Raw genomic sequence first — 19,570 nt, 5'->3', positions numbered from 1 at the left:
GCAATGCTCAAGCCAATGACCAAGGCATGGTCCAGGTACGCGCTGAAAAAAGACGCGATTCTATTCCGTGACGGTTCGACGACAGTCAGTCGGCCAACCAATCAGCCCAGGTAGATGGCGAACAATGACTTCTAAAAACAACCCGGCCACTGCGATAACCGATCTGACGCTGAGCCCCGCGGCCAACAGCCCGTCATCACCGAAGCCATTGATTCAATCCCGCCCGTTGGCGACCCAGCAATACCTCTACTTCACCGAAACCAACACCGACCGCATCCTCGACAACCTCGACGGCCTGCGTGACATGGTGTTCCCGCGCCCACCGCATCTGGAAGGCGACAGCGAGCAGCACAGCGAGCAGGAATTCCCCTCGGTGTGCCTGATCGGCCTGGGCCGCTGCGGCTCGAACATTGCGCTGGACGTGGCAGAACTGGTGTACAACGCCCGCAAGTTCTACCTCAACGAATTCAACAACGAAGATCGCCTGTCACCGGACAAGCGTTTTGCCGAAAAGGGCTACAGCCCGGCCCAGTGGATCCGCAACAACCTGCGCCTGGGTCAGAACAAGAACACCAAACCGGTGTTTCTGGTCGAGCCGTTGGTGATGCTTGGCGACCTGGACAAAGACATCGCCGGACGCATCCGCTTCTCGCGCAAGGGCGAGAAAAGCGGCTTCCTGCGCGACTACAGCAAGATGAAAATCATGGACCTGTCGGAAGTCCACGCCGGTGGCGCCGGTAACGCGCCGATCCTCGGCCAGTACCTGGCCAAGATCATCCTGAACAAGGACACCCAGCGTTTCTCCAGCCCTGACTGGAAAATGATTCACTCGTACCTGATCGACAGCTGCGGCATCAAGGCCAACCAGTCGCGCCTGTATTTCTCGATCTTCAGTGCCGGTGGCGGTACCGGCTCCGGCATGGCCTCGGAATTCGGCCTGGCCCAGCAGCACTCGTACATGAACAAGACGTTCGACACCAAACCGATGGACGAGCACGACAGCAAGAGCGGCCACTCCTTCGTCTTCGAACCGATCTTCACCAGCGGCATCTGTGTACTGCCGAACATCTCCGACCACCGCAGTGAAATGTCCGAGGCACTGCACATCAACGCCGGGCGCCTGCTGTGTAAATACCTGTCGGAAGAGTGGGACTTCTCCTACAACTTCGCCAACGAAGACAGCAGCGAAGCCAGCGTCATGGGTCGCATCCGCCCATGGAACGCGATGATGCTGATTTCCAACGACATCATGCGTTACGCCGAAGAGAACGATGACGGCAATATCCAGAACATTGATGTCAATGCCATGGAAAAGCACGCCAACCAGTACATCTCGCAGCAGATATTCAACATTCTGACGGCGCAGGCAGTCACCACCGACTACGACCAGAACTATTTCCGTCGGGCTGGCATCGACATCGGCGAAACCATTCGCCTGGACGCCAACGACCTGTTCATGAGCCTGGCCGGACCGGTGGCGATTGCCTATGCCGAGTCCGTGGTACCGGAAACCCCGCCGCCAAGCAGCGACAAGTTCAAGGTGTTCGAGAAAGAGCCGCAGCGCCTGAACATCGACGACCTGTTCTTCCGTTCAATCGACCTGCCGCACTTCAACAAGGTCACCCAGGCCATCGAAGGCATCAGCCTGTTGCCGATCGAGTCCAAGCGCTATCGCGCGTCGCTGGAGCAGTACAAGAACTCGGGTTACGACGCGGCGGCCCTGCATGACTTGCACTTCTTCAAGAATTGCTCGTCGGTAGTGTCGATCGTTTCCTTGCCGAAGGACTACAAGCTGTCCTACATGGACCTGAACCGGTTGAAGACCCACCTCAACAGCCTGTTCCCCAACACCACGCTCAAGCGCTACGCGCTGGTGATCGGTGCCTCGGCCAACCTGTCCCTGACCACCCTGATCGCCAAGAGCCCGTGCCTGTCGGACGATTTCCTGACGTTGATCGTGGCCTTCATCAAGCGCTGCTTTGCGAAGAATCCGTACCGCTTCGACGAGACTCTGGATAACTCGATCCTGGACTTCATCATCAACGAACAGTTCGATGAAGACCGGATCGACGAGTTGCTCAACGAATTCGAGAATCCGGCGAAGATCCTCGATACCAACTGGTACGCCATCAAGCCGATGTACGAGAAGAAGTACCGTGAACTGATCAACGACAAGGACAAGTTCGTTTCGATCAACGACATCCGCCTGTCCCGGGACTGCGTGAAGAAATCGATCAAGTACCTGCGCGAGATCTATCGTCACCGCATCGGCAAGACCAAGGTTATTTCGCTGAATAACCATACGGGCAAGACTGCTTACTAAGGCGCAAAACCGCGTCGCCCGCATCGCGAGCAGGCTCGCTCCCACAGTTGACCGCGATCTCTGTGGGAGCGAGCCTGCTCGCGAAGGCGGCCTCAAAATCACCGCACTTCAACATCCAGAAACAATTGAGCAGCCGTTCAACTGCTCTCCCAACTGTTCCCGTTACGTTTACGTCACCGTTAGGCTGTGGCCTTTCTCTACGGCAACCTGCCATCACGCTACTCGGCTACACACTTTCCTGCCTGAAAGGAGCGCACCAGGCCAGTGCAATTTTTTAAACCTGCGCCCTTTCCTGGATCAGAATCCACGGCGAAACAACCACGGCCCACAACTGCGGATCACGTTCAAAAAGATCCAGCGCCCGCGTTTCAGACAGCTTGGCGAGCTTGTCTTCGGCCAGCCAGGCAGCCACTTTCTCGCCTTCATCACTCGCTACGGCCTCTGCTGCGGCGATCAAATCCAGGCTCGGGTCGACCCACAATAGGGCACCCTTGGCAAAGAACGGCTCCAGTTCCTTCCAGGTAATAGATGCGGTTTCACCAAGCAGCTTGGCATAGAGGGTGCTAGGTTCTTCAGTCATGGGTCCGGTCCGGAAAAGAAATCGACGCAATGATAACGTCGGTGGTCTGGCAGAAAAACCCAGATGCAATTTGTGTCACTGAACGAAAAGAGCAGGAAAGCCAAGGAATGCACGGAATCTGGCTATAAGCCCTTCAAATCTCCGCCGCAATTCTGTCTTTTTCTTTCAAAATAGCGACACCCCCAAGTTTTGCCCCCTGGCGCCAGCTTCCCAGGCTGACAATCGGCGCTCTACACTGTACCGGTACAGTTGCCGGGGGGCATTTCCGGGGGATGTCTTAGATATCTGACCCGGTTCTGCTGCCAACGGCGCCAGGACTATAAAAACTACAACAGTAAGAGTGGAGCACTATGACTAAGGCTACTAAGCAGATTTCCAAACTGTTTGCCGCTATGGTTCTGGCCGGAGTTGCCAGCCATTCGTTCGCAGCTGACACCATCAAGATCGGCATCGCCGGCCCTAAAACCGGTCCTGTAGCCCAATACGGCGACATGCAGTTCAGTGGCGCCAAAATGGCCATCGAGCAGATCAACGCCAAAGGCGGCGTAGACGGCAAGAAACTCGAAGCCGTTGAATACGATGACGCCTGTGATCCAAAACAAGCCGTGGCGGTCGCGAACAAAGTCGTCAACGACGGCGTCAAGTTCGTGGTTGGTCACCTGTGCTCCAGCTCCACTCAACCGGCTTCGGACATCTACGAAGACGAAGGCGTGATCATGATCACCCCGGCTGCCACCAGCCCGGACATCACCGCCCGTGGTTACAAAATGGTCTTCCGTACCATCGGTCTGGACAGCGCCCAGGGCCCTGCCGCCGGTAACTACATCGCCGACTTCGTCAAACCGAAAATCGTTGCGGTCCTGCACGACAAACAGCAGTACGGTGAAGGCATCGCCAGCGCCGTGAAGAAAACCCTGGAAGGCAAAGGCGTCAAGGTTGCCGTGTTCGAAGGCGTCAACGCCGGCGACAAAGACTTCTCCTCGATGATCGCCAAGCTCAAGCAAGCCAACGTCGACTTCGTCTACTACGGCGGCTACCACCCTGAGCTGGGTCTGATCCTGCGTCAATCTCAGGAAAAAGGCCTGAAAGCCAAGTTCATGGGTCCGGAAGGCGTGGGTAACGACTCCATTTCGCAGATCGCCAAAGACGCTTCCGAAGGCCTGCTGGTAACCCTGCCGAAATCCTTCGACCAGGATCCGGCCAACGTTGCCCTGGCTGATGCGTTCAAAGCCAAGAAAGAAGACCCGAGCGGTCCATTCGTGTTCCCGGCCTACTCGGCTGTGACCGTGATTGCCGATGGTATCAAGGCTGCCAAGTCCGAAGACTCCGCCAAAGTGGCTGAAGCCATCCACGCCGGCACCTTCAAGACCCCTACCGGCGACCTGAGCTTCGACGAGAAAGGTGACCTGAAGGACTTCAAATTTGTGGTTTACGAGTGGCACTTCGGCAAACCAAAAACTGAAGCCAAGCCTCAGTAAGGCGTTGCCTGACTGACTGCCAATAAAGCCCACGGCGTGCCGTGGGCTTTGTTTTACGAACGTACTTGGGCCGCGCTGGCGTGATCCGCCAGTCTCCCCACCTGAAAATCTCAAAACCGTCATCAGCGGTTCGCTGGCAAACCCCGAATTCGAAGTGGATGCAGATCCACGGGGCTCGGGCGGGAAAATGACTCCACCAGTGAAATGCGTATCAGGTTTTTAGGAGCGCTGTAATGCCTGACATCTATCACTTTTTCCAACAGCTGGTTAATGGCATGACCATTGGCAGCACGTATGCCCTGATCGCCATCGGCTATACGATGGTCTACGGCATCATTGGAATGATCAACTTCGCCCACGGCGAGGTGTACATGATCGGCTCCTACGTGGCGTTCATCGCCATCGCCGGGCTGGCCATGCTGGGACTCGACAGCGTTCCGCTGTTGATGACCGCCGCTTTCCTTGCAACCATCGTTGTCACCAGTGCCTATGGCTACAGCATCGAACGGATCGCCTACCGCCCCTTGCGCGGCAGCAACCGTCTGATCCCGCTGATCTCCGCCATCGGCATGTCGATCTTCCTGCAGAACACCGTTCTGCTGGCGCAAGACTCCAAGGACAAATCCATTCCCAACCTGATTCCGGGCAATATTGCCTTTGGCCCAGGTGGCGCACACGAAGTGCTGATTTCCTACATGCAAATCGTGGTGTTCGTGGTGACCCTGGTCGCCATGCTCGGCCTGACGCTGTTCATCTCCCGCTCTCGCCTGGGCCGCGCCTGCCGTGCCTGCGCCGAAGACATCAAGATGGCCAACCTGCTGGGTATCAACACCAACAACATCATCGCCCTGACCTTCGTCATCGGTGCCGCGCTGGCGGCCATCGCGGCCGTGCTGCTGAGCATGCAATACGGCGTGATCAACCCGAACGCCGGTTTCCTGGTCGGCCTCAAGGCCTTCACCGCAGCGGTACTGGGCGGTATCGGCAGCATTCCGGGCGCCATGCTCGGCGGGCTCGTTTTGGGTGTGGCGGAAGCCTTTGGTGCCGATATCTTCGGCGACCAGTACAAGGACGTCGTGGCGTTCGGCCTGCTGGTTCTGGTGCTGTTGTTCCGGCCAACCGGCCTGCTGGGCCGTCCGGAGGTTGAGAAGGTATGACTAGGAATCTTAAACAGGCGCTGTTCAGCGCCTTGCTGGTGTGGGCCGTGGCCTACCCGGTACTCGGTCTGAAGCTGACCATCGTCGGCATCAACCTCGAAGTTCATGGCACCAGCGACGCCACCCTGATCACCATCGCCGTGTGTTCGGTGCTGATGTTCCTGCGTGTGCTGTTCGACCAGCAGATCAGCTCGGCCTGGCGTTCGTCGCCAGGCATGCCGCTGATTCCGGCCAAGGCCAGCAACTTCCTGACCCTGCCGGCCACGCAACGCTGGATCATCATCGCGCTGATCGCCGGTGCCCTGGTCTGGCCGTTCTTCGGTTCCCGCGGTGCGGTGGATATCGCGACCCTGGTGCTGATCTACGTGATGCTCGGCCTCGGCCTGAACATCGTGGTCGGCCTGGCCGGCCTGCTCGACCTCGGTTACGTCGGTTTCTATGCCGTCGGCGCCTACAGCTACGCGCTGTTGTCGCACTACTACGGTCTGAGCTTCTGGATCTGCCTGCCGATTGCCGGCCTGATGGCGGCCACTTTCGGCTTCCTGCTGGGCTTCCCGGTGTTGCGTCTGCGCGGTGACTATCTGGCGATCGTGACCCTGGGCTTCGGTGAAATCATCCGTCTGTTCCTGCGCAACCTGACCGACATCACTGGCGGTCCTAACGGCATCAGCAACATCGAGAAACCGACGTTCTTCGGCCTGACCTTCGAACGTAAGGCCGCGGAAGGCCTGCAAACCTTCCATGAGTACTTCGGCCTGGAATACAACTCGATCAACAAGGTGATTTTCCTTTACCTCGTTGCCCTGTTCCTGGCACTGGCTGCGCTGTTTGTCATCAACCGTTTGCTGCGCATGCCGCTGGGCCGTGCCTGGGAAGCGTTGCGTGAAGACGAAATCGCCTGCCGTGCGCTGGGCCTGAACCCGACCATCATCAAGTTGTCGGCCTTCACCCTGGGTGCGAGCTTCGCCGGTTTCGCCGGCAGCTTCTTCGCCGCTCGCCAGGGCCTGGTGACGCCTGAGTCCTTCACCTTCATCGAGTCGGCGATCATCCTCGCCATCGTGGTGCTCGGTGGCATGGGCTCGCAGTTGGGCGTGATCCTGGCTGCCGTGGTGATGATCCTGCTGCCGGAAATGATGCGTGAGTTCAGTGAGTACCGCATGTTGATGTTCGGTGCCTTGATGGTACTGATGATGATCTGGCGCCCTCAGGGTCTGCTGCCCATGCAACGTCCTCACATGGAGCTGCGCAAATGAGCCGCGAGATCCTTAAAGTAGAAAACCTGAGCATGCGCTTCGGCGGCTTGCTGGCGGTCAATGGCGTGGCCTTGAGCGTGAAAGAGAAACAAGTGGTGGCATTGATCGGCCCTAACGGCGCCGGCAAGACCACTGTGTTCAACTGCCTGACCGGCTTCTACAAGCCAAGCGGCGGCAGCATCCTGCTGGACGGCGAGCCGATCGAAGGCCTGCCGGGTCACAAGATCGCCCTCAAAGGCGTAGTGCGGACCTTCCAGAACGTACGGTTGTTCAAGGACATGACCGCGGTCGAGAACCTCTTGATCGCCCAGCATCGCCACCTGAACACCAACTTTCTGTCCGGCCTGTTCAAGACCCCGTCGTTCCGCAAGAGCGAGCGCGAGGCCATGGAGTACGCCGAATACTGGCTGGACAAGGTCAATCTGCGTGAGTTCGCCAACCGTCCGGCCGGTACCCTGGCCTACGGTCAGCAACGTCGCCTGGAAATCGCCCGCTGCATGATGACCCGTCCTCGGATCCTCATGCTCGACGAACCGGCCGCAGGCCTGAACCCGAAGGAAACCGAAGACCTCAAGGCGCTGATCAGTGTGCTGCGTGAAGAGCACAACGTGACCGTCCTGCTGATCGAACACGACATGAAACTGGTCATGAGCATTTCCGACCACATCGTCGTGATCAACCAGGGTACGCCCCTGGCCAACGGCACGCCGGAACAGATCCGCGACAATCCTGAAGTGATCAAAGCCTACCTGGGGGAAGCGTAAATGCTGCAGTTCGAAAACGTTTCCACCTTCTACGGCAAGATCCAGGCCCTGCACAGCGTCAACGTCGAAGTCCGCCAGGGCGAGATCGTGACCCTGATCGGCGCCAACGGTGCCGGCAAGTCCACGCTGCTGATGACGCTTTGCGGTTCGCCGCGGGCCCACAGTGGCAGCATCCGCTACATGGGTGAGGAACTGGTCGGCCAGGACTCCTCGCAGATCATGCGCAAGAGCATTGCCGTGGTGCCGGAAGGTCGTCGGGTGTTTTCCCGGCTGACCGTGGAAGAAAACCTGTCGATGGGCGGTTTCTTCACCGCCAAGGGCGACTATCAGGAACAGATGGACAAGGTCCTCGGACTTTTCCCACGCCTGAAAGAGCGTTTCAACCAGCGTGGCGGCACCATGTCCGGCGGCGAACAGCAAATGCTCGCCATCGGCCGTGCACTGATGAGCAAGCCCAAGCTGTTGCTGCTCGACGAGCCGTCGCTGGGTCTGGCGCCGATCATCATCCAGCAGATCTTCGACATCATCGAACAGCTGCGCAAGGACGGTGTGACGGTGTTCCTGGTCGAGCAAAACGCCAACCAGGCACTGAAAATCGCTGACCGCGCCTACGTTCTGGAGAACGGCCGGGTAGTGATGCAAGGCACTGGTGAAGCGCTGCTGACCGACCCGAAAGTGCGCGAAGCGTACCTCGGTGGTTGAGCCTTTGCGGTGAACAAAAACGGCCTTTGCGGGCCGTTTTTTTATGGTCACCACAACCCCAACAGCAATGGAAATCCAATGTGGGAGCGAGCCTGCTCGCGAAGAACTGGAGGGCGTCGCGTTCATTCAGTCAGCCCTCGTCATCGTTAACGTTCATCGCGAGCAGGCTCCCACAGGAGGTGCGTGTGAAGATTTATAGTCTGTCCAACGCCTCCCCACTGCGCTTGAACCAGCCAATCAAATAATCCGCCAGCACCTGCGTACGCTTGGGCAAACCACCCTGATACGGATGCACCAGGTACATCGGCATGCTGCGGGTCTGATAGTCGCGCAGCAGCCATCGCAAACGCCCGTCCGCCAGCTCCGCTGGCAAACAGTAGGAGGGCAGGCGCGCAATACCGGCGCCAACCAGTGCGGCTTTCTTCAACAGGTTGTAGTGGTTGCTGGCGAACGGCCCCGACACCCGCACCCGCAACAATTCATGCTGCTGGTGATACAGCCATTCTTCGCGGCCGCTGTAATGACTGTTGAGCAGGCAGCGATGTTCGGCCAGCGCCTGGGGTGTTTGTGGTTCACCGTATTGCTTCAGATAAGCCGGGCTGGCACAGGTCAGTTCCTGCCACGCCAGCAACGGGCGCGCCACCAGTCGCTGGTCAAGGGCCACCTCAGAGCGAATCGCCAGGTCGAAGCCGTCGCGGGACAGGTCGCGGTAGTTGTTGTTGAGCTCCAGCTCGATCTGCACCTGGGGATACTGGGTCGAGAACTCCAGCAACAGGCCATCGAAGAAGGTTTCCCCGAGCGACACCGGGACCGTCATCCGCACCGGTCCGGCCATGTCGTCCTTCAGTCGCGCCAGGGCCTGGCGTGCCCGCTCGACTTGCACCACCAACGCCTGGGCCTGGGGCAACAAAGCAGCACCAGCGGCGGTCAGGCTCAAGCGGCGAGTGGTACGTTGCAACAGCACCACGGAAAACTGCGCTTCCAGCTGGCTGATGCGCTTGGACAGCTGGCCTTTGCTGCAACCGAGCTGCTGCGCCGCCAGGGTGAAACTTCCCGCTTCGATCAATACGGCGAACGCGGCCAGGTCATCCATCTCGCTCATGGATTGTTTCCATTTGAAAACCAAAGGTTGCCTATTAGCTCGCTTATCTACGAAAAAAACCACCCTAAACTGATACCTCGTTCAACCCATACGAGGATCAGCCCCATGAAAATTCTTTTGATCGGCGCAAACGGCACCATCGGTTCGGCAGTTGACAAGGAACTGTCGCAACGCCACGAAATCATCCGGATTGGCCGCAACAGCGGCGATTTTCAGGTGGACATCAGTGACAGCGCCTCGATTCGCAAATTGTTCGAGCAGACCGGCAAGTTTGATGCGTTGATCTGCGCCGCCGGCAACGTGACCTTCGCACCGCTCAATGAGATGACCGAAGAAAGCTTTGCCCTGGGCCTGAAAGACAAGCTCATGGGCCAGGTCAATTTGCTGTTGATCGGTCGCGACTTCGCCAATGACGGTGCGTCGTTCACCTTCACTACCGGCGTACTCAGCCACGACCCGATTCGCAGTGGCGCCTCGGCGGCGCTGGTCAACGGTGCACTGGACAGCTTCGTTCGCGCCGCCGCCATCGAACTGCCGCGGGGCCTGCGGGTGAACTCGATCAGCCCCAACGTCCTCGTCGAAGCCATGGGCAAATACGCGCCGTACTTCCGTGGCTTCAAGCCGGTACCGGCAGTAGATGTGGCCTTGGCCTACGCCAAAAGCGTAGAAGGCCTGCAAACGGGTCAGACCTTTCACGTAGGCTGAGTCGGTTCAAGCTCAATCAACCAACGTGGGCAATAGGTCTTTGGCGATGGCTTTCGGGATGGACACCTGGAACTGCGAGCCCAAAGCCGATTGCACCGTCGCCGTAGAAATCTTCCAGCCATTGATCGACAGCGTCAATTTCTGGCCTATCGACTCACGGGTAATGCGGTGCATACGCTCAGTTGCCTCAGGACTGAGCGTGACATTCATCTCCAGCACCGAATGAAGCCTGTCGCTGTCCTTCAACAGCAATTCCATCCGGGTGAAATCGGTTGCCGAAGACAAATTGATCTCGGCAGCGTGACTGCTCGTGGCCCCCGTCATCACCAACAGAAACAACCCGATCTTCCAGCCCATTGCCTGTTTCATATCCGCTTCCTGCAAAAAAGCGGCAGCTTACCTTTGGCATCCTGATACTCGGCATCGGAATAATTCACAAGATATTGCCGCAATTCGCCCTTCACTGTGCCAGAGCCCCACTCCAGCCTTGTGATGAACGGTCAGCCTGAGTAACGTGGCAGCACTTGTCAGGAGACCCCAAGATGCGTGTTGCCCGTTCCTTAGTCCTCGTTGCCCTGCTTCCGCTGTTCGCCGCTTGCCAGTTGTTCGAGGGTGAGCGGCAGAACGCCTCCCACGTCGGCCAGACACGCATGCAAGGCCAGTTGACTGCGGCGGACGGCAAATTGCTGTTCCAGCCGTGCAACCAGACAACCCGCTACGTGGTCAACGACACCGGCGGTACCAGCGTCCTGCAGCAGGCCGCCAGCCTGGCGGACAAGCAAGGCAAACTGTTTGCCGACGTGCGTGGACGGGTTGTGGCCGGCAGCGGTGGTGACGGCCAACTCGATCTGGAGCAGTTGTACCGCGTCGAGCGCTCGAGCAACGCGTGCGACGATCCGAATTTCAAGCCGCTGATCCTGCGTGCCGCCGGCCACTCCCCGGAATGGAACGTAAAAGTCAGTGGCAAAGGCATGGTCATCGACCGGGCCGGCCAGCCACCCTTGGCCCTGCCTTACGTCGAAGAGCAACTGGGCGATGGCCGTTTCAACCTCAGCACCGAAGCCAACAACCAGCACATCGAACTGTGGGTTGCACCGCAACGCTGCGTCGACAGCAGCACCGGCAGCATCCAGCACATGAGCGCCGAGCTGCGCATCGACGGTCAGGTACAGCGCGGCTGCGGGTATTTCGGCGGATCGCGCGACGACTGATCGTTTAAGCCTCACGGGCCTGTGCCTTTGCGGCTTATAATCGCGGGTTTCAAACGCCCTGGCGCAGTTGTGCGCCCCGCGAACCGGATCCCGCCATGTTACGAATCACCGAACTCAAGTTGCCGATCGACCATCCCGATGAAGACCTGCGCCCTGCCATCGTGCAGCGCTTAGGGCTTGCCAACGATGACCTGCTCGACTTCACCTTGTTCAAGCGCAGCTACGATGCACGTAAAAAGTCCTCCGAGCTGTGCTTCATCTACACCATCGACCTTGAAGTTCGCGACGAGGCGGCGGTGCTGCACAGGTTCGCCGATGACCGTAACGTCAACGTGGCGCCGGATGTCAGCTATAAAATGGTTGGCCAGGCACCGGCCGACCTGAGTTCACGTCCGATCGTCGTCGGCTTCGGTCCGTGCGGGATTTTCGCCGGGCTGCTGCTGGCGCAAATGGGCTTCAAGCCGATCATCCTCGAACGCGGCACCGAAGTCCGCCAGCGCACCAAGGACACTTGGGGCCTGTGGCGCAAAAGCGTGCTCAACCCCGAATCCAACGTGCAATTCGGCGAAGGCGGCGCGGGGACATTCTCCGACGGCAAGCTCTACAGCCAGATCAAGGATCCGAAGTTCCTCGGTCGCAAGGTCCTGCACGAGTTCGTCAAGGCGGGCGCACCGGAAGAAATCCTCTACGTCAGCAAGCCGCACATCGGTACGTTCCGCCTGACCGGCGTGGTGGAAAACATGCGTGAGCAGATTCGCGCACTGGGTGGTGAAGTGCGCTTCCAGCAGCGTGTCACCGACGTGCTGATCGAAGACGGCCAGCTGGTCGGCGTCAAGCTTAATGGCGGCGAACAGATCCATTCGAAACATGTGATCCTGGCCCTCGGCCACAGTGCCCGCGATACCTTCCGCATGCTCCACGGCCGTGGCGTGTACATGGAGGCCAAGCCTTTCTCGGTGGGTTTCCGTATCGAGCACCCACAGTCGCTGATCGACCGCGCGCGGTTGGGCAAGTACGCCGGGCACCCGAAACTCGGCGCCGCCGACTACAAACTGGTGCACCACGCCAAGAACGGCCGTTCGGTCTACAGCTTCTGCATGTGCCCGGGTGGTACCGTGGTGGCAGCGACATCCGAGCCGAACCGCGTGGTCACCAATGGCATGAGCCAGTACTCGCGTAACGAGCGCAATGCCAACTCCGGGATCGTTGTCGGCATCACGCCGGAAGTCGATTATCCGGGCGGCCCGCTGGCCGGTATCGAGCTGCAGGAACGCCTGGAATCCCACGCCTTTGTGCTGGGCGGCAGCAACTACGAAGCCCCGGCGCAACTGGTCGGCGATTTCATCGCGGGCAAGCCGTCCACCGAACTGGGCAGTGTCGAGCCGTCCTACAAGCCAGGCGTTGCCCTGGGTGATCTGGCGTTGGCATTGCCGGCGTTCGCCATCGAAGCGATTCGCGAAGCCTTGCCGGCGTTCGAGAAGCAGATTCGTGGTTACTCGCTGCACGACGCGGTGTTGACCGGCATCGAGACCCGCACCTCCTCGCCGCTGCGTATTACCCGCAATGAGTCGATGCAGAGCCTGAACGTGAAAGGCTTGTTCCCGGCCGGTGAAGGTGCCGGTTATGCGGGCGGGATTCTGTCGGCGGGTGTGGACGGGATTCGGATTGCAGAAGCAGTGGCCCGGGATATCCTCGGTCTCGACGCCTGATACCAGCCTGATGTGGGAGCGGGCTTGCTCGCGAAGGCGGTTTCACATCCAACATATGTGTTGGCTGATCCACCGCTTTCGCGAGCAAGCCCGCTCCCACGTTTGATCTTCTGTGTGTCAGATATTGGCACGCAGAACCGAGTCCGGCAGCGGCTCACCCCGCTCCACCGTCGCCGCGACCGCAGCCATCAGACCACTCAACTCATACCCCTGGGCCTTGAGCCACTGCAGATCGTAATAGGTCGTGGCATAACGTTCGCCGCTGTCACACAGAATCGCCACCATCGACCCCGTCTCCCCTGCCGCTTTCATGTGCTGAGCGGCCATCAGGGCGCCGATCAGGTTGGTCCCGCTCGACCCGCCCACATGGCGTCCCAGGCGTTCCGCCAGGTAGTGCATGGCCGCCAGTGACAGGGCATCCGGCACCTTGACCATGGCGTCGATCACCTTGGGCAGAAACGACGCCTCCACACGCGGCCGGCCAATGCCCTCGATGCGCGAACCGTGGTCCAGTCGCAGGCTGGCATCGCCAGTCTGGTAGTAATCGAAGAACACCGAACGCTCGGCATCGGCACACAGCACGCGAGTGCAATGCTGGCGATAACGCACGTATCGGCCCAGTGTGGCCGTGGTGCCTCCGGTACCGGGGCTGGAAATCAGCCAGCTCGGCTCGGGATGCTGCTCGAATCGCATCTGCTGAAAAATCGACTCGGCAATATTGTTGTTCGCTCGCCAGTCGGTGGCGCGCTCAGCGTAGGTGAACTGATCGATGAAGTGCCCGTCGTGCTCACGAGCCAGACGCTCGGACTCGGCGTAGATCTGGGTCGGGTCGTCGACCAGATGACTTTGGCCACCGTAGAAGGCGATCTGCGCGATCTTTTCCTTTGAGGTTGTCGCCGGCATCACCGCAATGAACGGCAAGCCCAGCATGCGTGCAAAGTACGCTTCGGAAATCGCCGTGGAACCGCTGGAAGCCTCAATGACCGGCGCACCGGGTTTGAGCCAGCCGTTACACAGCGCATACAGGAACAGCGATCGGGCCAGGCGGTGCTTGAGGCTGCCCGTGGGATGGCTGGACTCATCCTTGAAATACAACTCGATGCCCGGAAAACCCGGGAGCGGCAAGGGGATCAAGTGGGTGTCGGCGCTGCGCTGATAATCAGCTTCGATGATCCGAATCGCCTCGCGGGACCACTGTCGGTTGTCGCTCATGATGGTTTTCTCGTTGAATCGGCAGGAGTTGGCCTTTGTACGAGGCCCATCCAACCAGCTTAGGAAAAATCCTGCATCCGGCACAGGTACAGCTGCGATCCAATACGTCCGGCAACTGCTAGGCTCAGCTCGGTGGCGACGGATCGCCCTGTAACGGGATATAACAAAAAAGAATATAACTTTTGTTTTAACAACTAACAGTACTTGTTAGGGTGTAACACCTTTTGAATTCACAGATGGAGAGCGACCTTGCCTCTGCGTAGCACTTTCACGCGTTTCTTTCAGTTGGAAGCTGCCAGCGGTCTGTTACTGATCGCCGCTGCCGTTCTGGCTCTGATCATCAACAACTCACCGCTGTCGTGGCTGTACAACGGCCTGCTGGACACTCCGGTGGTGGCCCAGGTCGGCGCACTGAAAATCGCCAAGCCGTTGCTGCTATGGATCAACGACGGCCTGATGGCGCTGTTCTTCCTGCTGATCGGCCTGGAAGTGAAGCGCGAAGTCCTCGACGGCCAGTTGTCCAAACCGTCGCAAATCGTCCTGCCTGGCGCGGCGGCCATTGGCGGCATGGTGGTGCCGGCGCTGATCTACTGGTACCTCAACCGCGACACGCCACCGGCCCTCAACGGCTGGGCGATCCCGACCGCGACCGACATTGCCTTCGCCCTTGGCGTGCTGGCGTTGCTTGGCAAACGGGTTCCGGTTTCGCTGAAACTGTTCCTGATGACCCTGGCGATCATCGACGACCTCGGCGCGATCATCATCATTGCGATCTTCTATTCCGGTGCCCTGTCGACCCTGTCCCTAGCGCTGGCCGCCGCCTCTATTGCTGCGCTGATCGGGATGAACCGGCTTGGTGTAGTCAAGCTCGGGCCGTACATGATCATTGGTCTGATCCTCTGGGTCTGCGTGCTCAAGAGCGGTGTCCACGCCACGCTGGCCGGCGTAACCCTGGCTTTCTGCATTCCGCTGCGCACAAAAAATGCCGAACCTTCGCCACTGCTGGCCCTGGAACACGCCCTGCACCCGTGGGTCGCCTACGGCATCCTGCCGCTGTTCGCCTTCGCCAACGCCGGCCTGTCCCTGAGCGGCGTCACCGTCGAAAGTTTCACCCATCACGTTCCCATGGGCATCGCCATCGGGCTGCTACTGGGCAAGACTGTCGGTGTCTTCGGCCTGACCTGGCTGGCCGTGAAAACCGGTATCGCCGCCCTGCCCCAAGGCGCCAATTGGGGCCAGATACTGGGCGTAGCGATTCTCTGCGGTATCGGTTTCACCATGAGTCTGTTTGTCGGCTCACTGGCCTTTGAACCGGGTGTAAGCGATTTCGCCGGAATGGATCGCATGGGAATCCTGACCGGTTCGATTCTCGCCGCACTAATCGGTTATGGGGTGACCGCGATGGCGAGTCGCAAGAGCTCCGGCCTGGCCTCCTGATAAACCGCGAAAACAAAAAACCCGATCAGTCACCTGATCGGGTTTTTGTTTATCCGGTGTTTGCGCTTAGTGCGAAACGCGGCTGGTGCCATTCACACTGGCGATGCGCACACGCTCGCCAACACGGAACACTTCGTTCGGCTGAACTTCCTGAACGTAGGCGCGCATGCTGCCATCGTCTTCGCGCACGGTGATTTCCACGCCCTGGGTGCGGGTCATGCCCTCTTCTGCGGCCGAACCGATCAGGCCGCCAGCGACTGCGCCGATGACCGCAGCAACGATACTGCCTTTGCCGCCACCGATGGCGCTGCCGCCAACGCCGCCAACCACTGCGCCTGCAGCGCCGCCGATCGGGGTTTTGGTGCCTTCGATTTTCACCGGACGCAATGCTTCGATGGTACCCATGCGAACGGTCTGCACGCGACGCGCCTCGTCACGGGAGTAGGAGTCACCGGTCAGGCTCGATTGGCAACCAGTGAGCAACATCGCCATCGTGGAAAAGGAAGCAACCAGCAGAACAGACTTACGCATAGCATCAACTCCAAAGAAACAGATGTTCATTAAACTCCGCAGCTTGACGCTTGTCACGGCACCGCCCGGGTAAAATTGCTTTGATTCAGGCTCCGTTAAGGTGCCTTCACGAACTCGCACAGTAGCGGCAAAATCGGAAACTGCCCCACCGGCCAAGGACTTTCATGGACTACTTTATCATTTTCGTTACTACCGTCGCTGGACTGTACTTCCACTGGTGGCTGTACGTGCGGATAAAGCGCTGGATGGACCGCGACCTGGCGCTAGCGCTGGCGGGCAAGGACGAGCAGAAAAAAGCCTTCATGCTCGAACAGTTGGCGAGTGCCCAGGCGCAGAAGATCAAGCGTCGAGACCTGCCGAAGTGGCTGGAGGCCGCTGCGGCAGGCTATCCCGATCGGTAGACTGCTCAGGGTGCCAGACGTTCAAGAATCCAGTCGGCGCCCTGCTGCCGGTAATTGAGGCGGTCGTGCAGGCGACTCGGGCGGCCCTGCCAGAACTCGATGCGCTCCGGCAACAGGCGATAACCGCCCCAGTGTTCCGGGCAATGCGGCTGGGTGTCGCTGAAACGTTGCTCGGTGTCCTTGAGCAGCGCTTCGAGCTTGCCACGATCGGCGATCACGCGGCTTTGCGGCGATGCCCAGGCTCCCAGGCGACTGCCCAGAGGACGGACCTGATAATAGGCGTCGGACTCCTCAGGCGTCACCTTCACCACCCGCCCTTCGATGCGCACCTGACGCTCCAGCGCCGGCCAGAAAAACGTCATGGCCGCGAACGGATTCGCGGCCAGATGCTGGCCCTTGGCGCTTTCGTAGTTGGTGAAAAAGGTGAAACCCAGTTCGTCCAGACCCTTGAGCAACAGAATGCGACAGTGCGGTCGACCGTCCTGGTCGACGGTGGCCAGAGTCATGGCGTTGGCCTCCACCGGCGCCTGTTCGGTTTTCACCGCGTCGGCGAACCACTGGTGGAACAACGCAAACGGCTCGGCCGGGGCTTGTGCCTCGGTCAGGCCATCACGGGTGTAGTCACGACGCATATCAGCCAGGCCCTGGGTCATGGCGCATTCCTTTTGGTTAACGAATCACTGCTTTGCAGTATCGGTGGCGGCGCCTTTCTTGTCAGCCGCGGAGGCTTTGGCTGGCGTGGTCTTTTTTGCCGGCGTTGCGGTTTTCGCAGGTGTTTTCTTGGCCGGTGCTTTTTTCGCGGGGGCTTTTTTCGCTGCTGGAACAGCAGCCTTTTTAGCCGCCGGGGCCGGTGCAACCGGTTTGGCGACCGGCTTGGCGTCAGCGGTAGTGACCTTGGTCACAGGGGCCGGTGCCGGCATGTTGTACTTGCTCAGCAGTGCGGCCATGGTGTTTTGCGGGGTCACCAGCAACTCCACGCGGCGGTTCAACGCACGACCTTCCACGCTGTCGTTGGCGGCACGCGGCGCATCACCGCCCAGGCCTCGCAGCATCAGGCGATCACGCTGCAAACCACTGAGACGGAAAATCGCCGCAACGGACTGGGCACGCTCCTGGCTCAGTTTGACGTTGGCAGGTGCCGCGCCGGACGTATCGCTGTGGCCGAGGATCAAGACAGCGGTCTTTGGATCGGCTTCAAGGATCTTGGCAACGCGGGTAAACGGACCGAGTGTGACCGGCAGCAGCATGGCCGGACGATCAGGGTTAAACGAGCCTTCGACCGGCGCAGTCACCACCAGCACGTTTTCGCGGCGCTCGAGTTGCAGGTTGCTGCCCTTGACCGCCTCGCGCAGGCGCGGTTCGTAGTCGTCAAGCCAGGCCTGGGTGACTTTCGGGTCTGGCATCGGCACAGCCTTGGCGGCGCTCTGCTTGCTGCCGCCGAACGGCCACCACCACTTGCTGCCGCTATCGGTTTCGGCCTTGGCCACCTCCACGGGTTTGACTTCAGGTTTCACCTCCGGCTTGGCCACGGGTTTGCCGGCGCTGTCGTCGGAACCGAACGGCCAGTACCAGTGGCTGCCGCTTTCAGTCTTGGCGACAGGTGCCGTCGCGTCTTTCTGTGGAGTCTGTGCGCAGCCGGTAATGACGAAGCACAGGGCCAAGGCGAGGGTTTTATTGGATGACATTGGATATCCACAAGAATGAAGTCAAAAAAATCAGGCCACGTCGGCCCGTACAAACTGACGCTTGGAAACTGAAAAGGCTATCGGGTTCCAGCCCTGGTGACCGATAGCCGCCCTTACAGACAAGTGGCCAGAACCCGCACCAGCTTTTGCGCACGCGGGTCCATCAAGACGTAGGGGCCCAGGGTATTTGTCACAAATCCGAAGGCTACATCGTGCTCCGGGTCGGCAAAGCCGATGGAGCCGCCGGCACCAGGATGACCAAACGCCCGCGGGCCAAGGCCGAAGGTGGCATTGGCAACGTCCGGTTGATCGAGCATGCAACCCAGGCCGAAACGGGTTCGGGTCAGTAAAGTCTTGTCCTCGCCGAGGCTGTGCTCACGAGTCAACTCATCGAGCATTTCGCTTTCCAGCAGGCTGCCGTCGAGCAGACCGGCGTAGAAACCGGCCAGGCTACGGGCATTGCCATGGCCATTGGCGGCCGGCTGCTGCATGCGTCGCCACTCGGGCTTGTTGGTGCTGGTCATGATCGACGGCGGGTTGGTGAACGCCCGAGTCGTCATGGCCGTTGGCTCACGCATGGTCACTTGCAGCAGGCGCTGGGCGGCGGCATCGCCGACATTGCCCTTGCCCCGCGCAATGTGGGCCACGCGATAGAACTCTTCGTCGGCCAGCCCCACATGGAAGTCCAGGCCCAACGGTTTCGCGACCCGCGCGACAATGGATTCCCCCGGCCCACGACCGTCGGCACGGCGCAGCAATTCGCCGATCAGCCAGCCATAAGTGATCGCCGCATACCCGTGGCCTTCGCCCGGCGTCCACCACGGCGTTTCGGCGGCCAGGGCGTCGACCATGGTTTGCCAGTCGTAGAGGGCTTCGGGGGCCAGCAGCTCGCGCAATGCCGGAAGGCCGGCTTGATGGCAGAGCAGTTGACGCAAGGTGACGGACGCTTTGCCGGCAGCGGCAAATTCTGGCCAGTAGCGCGCCACCGGCGCATCCAGTTGCAGCTTGCCTTCGGCGACCAGTTGCAGCGCGGTGACGGCGGTAAAGGTCTTGGTGCAGGAGAACAGGTTGGCGATGGTGTCGCTGTGCCACGCCTCGGCCCCGTCCTTGTCGGCGGTGCCGGCCCACAGATCAAGGACGGTTTCGCCACCAATCTGAATGCACAATGCTGCGCCACGCTCCTGAGGATCGTCGAACAGCGCTGCGAAAGCCTCTCGCACCGCTTCGAACTTAAGCTCGTAATGACCCTGAATCTGCACCCGCAACTCCCCGGATTAACGCTCTACAAAGTGGCGGGCATTGTTCCAGCCCTTGAGGGTT

19 protein-coding genes are annotated in these 19,570 nt (G+C 59.7%); 11 read left to right on the top strand and 8 right to left on the bottom strand.

Features of this window, described 5'->3' with window-relative positions; translation table 11 throughout:
- The first annotated feature begins 124 nt into the window (after positions 1 to 124).
- Complete coding sequence (locus tag PPUTUW4_RS06085) at positions 125 to 2,323, top strand: hypothetical protein (RefSeq protein WP_015093838.1); 2,199 nt, start codon at positions 125 to 127, stop codon at positions 2,321 to 2,323.
- Positions 2,324 to 2,597: 274 nt separating this feature from the next.
- Here PPUTUW4_RS06085 and PPUTUW4_RS06080 read toward each other — a convergent pair whose 3' ends face one another.
- Positions 2,598 to 2,903, bottom strand: a complete 306-nt coding sequence (locus PPUTUW4_RS06080) for a DUF2288 domain-containing protein (protein ID WP_015093837.1) — start codon at positions 2,901 to 2,903, stop codon at positions 2,598 to 2,600.
- 350 nt (positions 2,904 to 3,253) lie between these two features.
- Here PPUTUW4_RS06080 and PPUTUW4_RS06075 point away from each other — a divergent pair, with 350 nt between their 5' ends.
- From PPUTUW4_RS06075 to PPUTUW4_RS06055, 5 genes are all read left to right on the top strand, one after another.
- Entirely contained in the window at positions 3,254 to 4,381 is a 1,128-nt protein-coding gene (locus tag PPUTUW4_RS06075; protein ID WP_015093836.1) for a branched-chain amino acid ABC transporter substrate-binding protein, read from the top strand.
- A gap of 233 nt (positions 4,382 to 4,614) precedes the next feature.
- A complete protein-coding gene (gene livH, locus PPUTUW4_RS06070; protein ID WP_007976647.1) occupies positions 4,615 to 5,538 on the top strand; it encodes a high-affinity branched-chain amino acid ABC transporter permease LivH in 924 nt (307 codons plus the stop codon).
- Positions 5,535 to 6,791, top strand: a complete 1,257-nt coding sequence (locus tag PPUTUW4_RS06065; RefSeq protein ID WP_015093835.1) for a high-affinity branched-chain amino acid ABC transporter permease LivM — start codon at positions 5,535 to 5,537, stop codon at positions 6,789 to 6,791. Before livH ends, PPUTUW4_RS06065 begins: the two co-directional genes overlap by 4 nt.
- The gene (livG, locus tag PPUTUW4_RS06060; protein WP_007976644.1) at positions 6,788 to 7,555 is read left to right on the top strand and encodes a high-affinity branched-chain amino acid ABC transporter ATP-binding protein LivG; all 768 of its coding nucleotides are present in this window, start codon (positions 6,788 to 6,790) and stop codon (positions 7,553 to 7,555) included. The genes PPUTUW4_RS06065 and livG overlap by 4 nt, the downstream gene beginning before the upstream one ends.
- A complete protein-coding gene (locus tag PPUTUW4_RS06055) occupies positions 7,556 to 8,257 on the top strand; it encodes an ABC transporter ATP-binding protein (RefSeq protein ID WP_015093834.1) in 702 nt (233 codons plus the stop codon).
- A 193-nt stretch (positions 8,258 to 8,450) separates the two neighbouring features.
- Here the strand turns inward: PPUTUW4_RS06055 and PPUTUW4_RS06050 are convergent, their stop codons facing one another.
- Positions 8,451 to 9,359: a LysR family transcriptional regulator gene (locus tag PPUTUW4_RS06050; protein WP_015093833.1), complete on the bottom strand. Its 909-nt coding sequence runs from the start codon at positions 9,357 to 9,359 to the stop codon at positions 8,451 to 8,453.
- Between the two features lie 105 nt (positions 9,360 to 9,464).
- On the opposite strand from PPUTUW4_RS06050, the gene PPUTUW4_RS06045 reads away from it, so the two are divergent.
- Positions 9,465 to 10,064: a short chain dehydrogenase gene (locus PPUTUW4_RS06045; protein WP_015093832.1), complete on the top strand. Its 600-nt coding sequence runs from the start codon at positions 9,465 to 9,467 to the stop codon at positions 10,062 to 10,064.
- A gap of 12 nt (positions 10,065 to 10,076) precedes the next feature.
- Here PPUTUW4_RS06045 and PPUTUW4_RS06040 read toward each other — a convergent pair whose 3' ends face one another.
- Entirely contained in the window at positions 10,077 to 10,433 is a 357-nt protein-coding gene (locus tag PPUTUW4_RS06040; protein ID WP_015093831.1) for a hypothetical protein, read from the bottom strand.
- 173 nt (positions 10,434 to 10,606) lie between these two features.
- On the opposite strand from PPUTUW4_RS06040, the gene PPUTUW4_RS06035 reads away from it, so the two are divergent.
- Together PPUTUW4_RS06035 and PPUTUW4_RS06030 are read left to right on the top strand one after the other, a co-directional pair.
- Positions 10,607 to 11,275 carry a lipoprotein gene (locus PPUTUW4_RS06035; RefSeq protein ID WP_015093830.1) on the top strand — a complete coding sequence of 223 codons (669 nt, stop codon included), beginning with the start codon at positions 10,607 to 10,609 and terminating at the stop codon, positions 11,273 to 11,275.
- A 95-nt stretch (positions 11,276 to 11,370) separates the two neighbouring features.
- Positions 11,371 to 12,984 (top strand): NAD(P)/FAD-dependent oxidoreductase, encoded by a 1,614-nt coding sequence (locus PPUTUW4_RS06030; RefSeq protein WP_015093829.1) that lies wholly within the window; start codon positions 11,371 to 11,373, stop codon positions 12,982 to 12,984.
- A 117-nt stretch (positions 12,985 to 13,101) separates the two neighbouring features.
- On the opposite strand, the gene PPUTUW4_RS06025 is transcribed toward PPUTUW4_RS06030, so the two are convergent.
- Positions 13,102 to 14,199: a PLP-dependent cysteine synthase family protein gene (locus tag PPUTUW4_RS06025; RefSeq protein ID WP_177325110.1), complete on the bottom strand. Its 1,098-nt coding sequence runs from the start codon at positions 14,197 to 14,199 to the stop codon at positions 13,102 to 13,104.
- Positions 14,200 to 14,445: 246 nt separating this feature from the next.
- On the opposite strand from PPUTUW4_RS06025, the gene nhaA reads away from it, so the two are divergent.
- Positions 14,446 to 15,633, top strand: coding sequence for a Na+/H+ antiporter NhaA (nhaA, locus tag PPUTUW4_RS06020; RefSeq protein WP_015093827.1), 1,188 nt, complete (start codon positions 14,446 to 14,448; stop codon positions 15,631 to 15,633).
- Positions 15,634 to 15,699: 66 nt separating this feature from the next.
- On the opposite strand, the gene PPUTUW4_RS06015 is transcribed toward nhaA, so the two are convergent.
- A complete protein-coding gene (locus tag PPUTUW4_RS06015) occupies positions 15,700 to 16,164 on the bottom strand; it encodes a glycine zipper 2TM domain-containing protein (RefSeq protein ID WP_007971612.1) in 465 nt (154 codons plus the stop codon).
- A gap of 164 nt (positions 16,165 to 16,328) precedes the next feature.
- On the opposite strand from PPUTUW4_RS06015, the gene PPUTUW4_RS06010 reads away from it, so the two are divergent.
- On the top strand, positions 16,329 to 16,565 hold the full coding sequence (locus tag PPUTUW4_RS06010; RefSeq protein ID WP_015093826.1) for a hypothetical protein: 237 nt from the start codon (positions 16,329 to 16,331) through the stop codon (positions 16,563 to 16,565).
- Between the two features lie 5 nt (positions 16,566 to 16,570).
- On the opposite strand, the gene pdxH is transcribed toward PPUTUW4_RS06010, so the two are convergent.
- The 3 genes from pdxH to PPUTUW4_RS05995 all read right to left on the bottom strand — a co-directional run bounded on the left by pdxH (position 16,571) and on the right by PPUTUW4_RS05995 (position 19,509).
- Positions 16,571 to 17,218, bottom strand: a complete 648-nt coding sequence (gene pdxH / locus PPUTUW4_RS06005; protein WP_015093825.1) for a pyridoxamine 5'-phosphate oxidase — start codon at positions 17,216 to 17,218, stop codon at positions 16,571 to 16,573.
- 24 nt (positions 17,219 to 17,242) lie between these two features.
- On the bottom strand, positions 17,243 to 18,250 hold the full coding sequence (locus PPUTUW4_RS06000) for an OmpA family protein (RefSeq protein WP_015093824.1): 1,008 nt from the start codon (positions 18,248 to 18,250) through the stop codon (positions 17,243 to 17,245).
- A gap of 113 nt (positions 18,251 to 18,363) precedes the next feature.
- On the bottom strand, positions 18,364 to 19,509 hold the full coding sequence (locus PPUTUW4_RS05995) for a serine hydrolase domain-containing protein (protein WP_015093823.1): 1,146 nt from the start codon (positions 19,507 to 19,509) through the stop codon (positions 18,364 to 18,366).
- Positions 19,510 to 19,570: the final 61 nt, after the last annotated feature.

The organism is Pseudomonas sp. UW4 (assembly GCF_000316175.1).
GTDB classification, from domain to species: domain Bacteria; phylum Pseudomonadota; class Gammaproteobacteria; order Pseudomonadales; family Pseudomonadaceae; genus Aquipseudomonas; species Aquipseudomonas laurylsulfatiphila.
Note: the sequence above shows the minus strand (reverse complement) of the source record. Positions and strands in the feature narration are given on the sequence as shown.

Excerpts from the sequence above, each read along its gene's own strand:
- PPUTUW4_RS06085 (WP_015093838.1), top strand. The coding sequence starts at position 125 with ATGACTTCTAAAAACAACCCGGCCACTGCGATAACCGATCTGACGCTG.
- PPUTUW4_RS06080 (WP_015093837.1), bottom strand. The coding sequence starts at position 2,903 with ATGACTGAAGAACCTAGCACCCTCTATGCCAAGCTGCTTGGTGAAACC.
- PPUTUW4_RS06075 (WP_015093836.1), top strand. The coding sequence starts at position 3,254 with ATGACTAAGGCTACTAAGCAGATTTCCAAACTGTTTGCCGCTATGGTT.
- livH (WP_007976647.1), top strand. The coding sequence starts at position 4,615 with ATGCCTGACATCTATCACTTTTTCCAACAGCTGGTTAATGGCATGACC.
- PPUTUW4_RS06065 (WP_015093835.1), top strand. The coding sequence starts at position 5,535 with ATGACTAGGAATCTTAAACAGGCGCTGTTCAGCGCCTTGCTGGTGTGG.
- livG (WP_007976644.1), top strand. The coding sequence starts at position 6,788 with ATGAGCCGCGAGATCCTTAAAGTAGAAAACCTGAGCATGCGCTTCGGC.
- PPUTUW4_RS06055 (WP_015093834.1), top strand. The coding sequence starts at position 7,556 with ATGCTGCAGTTCGAAAACGTTTCCACCTTCTACGGCAAGATCCAGGCC.
- PPUTUW4_RS06050 (WP_015093833.1), bottom strand. The coding sequence starts at position 9,359 with ATGAGCGAGATGGATGACCTGGCCGCGTTCGCCGTATTGATCGAAGCG.
- PPUTUW4_RS06045 (WP_015093832.1), top strand. The coding sequence starts at position 9,465 with ATGAAAATTCTTTTGATCGGCGCAAACGGCACCATCGGTTCGGCAGTT.
- PPUTUW4_RS06040 (WP_015093831.1), bottom strand. The coding sequence starts at position 10,433 with ATGAAACAGGCAATGGGCTGGAAGATCGGGTTGTTTCTGTTGGTGATG.
- PPUTUW4_RS06035 (WP_015093830.1), top strand. The coding sequence starts at position 10,607 with ATGCGTGTTGCCCGTTCCTTAGTCCTCGTTGCCCTGCTTCCGCTGTTC.
- PPUTUW4_RS06030 (WP_015093829.1), top strand. The coding sequence starts at position 11,371 with ATGTTACGAATCACCGAACTCAAGTTGCCGATCGACCATCCCGATGAA.
- PPUTUW4_RS06015 (WP_007971612.1), bottom strand. The coding sequence starts at position 16,164 with ATGCGTAAGTCTGTTCTGCTGGTTGCTTCCTTTTCCACGATGGCGATG.
- PPUTUW4_RS06010 (WP_015093826.1), top strand. The coding sequence starts at position 16,329 with ATGGACTACTTTATCATTTTCGTTACTACCGTCGCTGGACTGTACTTC.
- pdxH (WP_015093825.1), bottom strand. The coding sequence starts at position 17,218 with ATGACCCAGGGCCTGGCTGATATGCGTCGTGACTACACCCGTGATGGC.
- PPUTUW4_RS06000 (WP_015093824.1), bottom strand. The coding sequence starts at position 18,250 with ATGTCATCCAATAAAACCCTCGCCTTGGCCCTGTGCTTCGTCATTACC.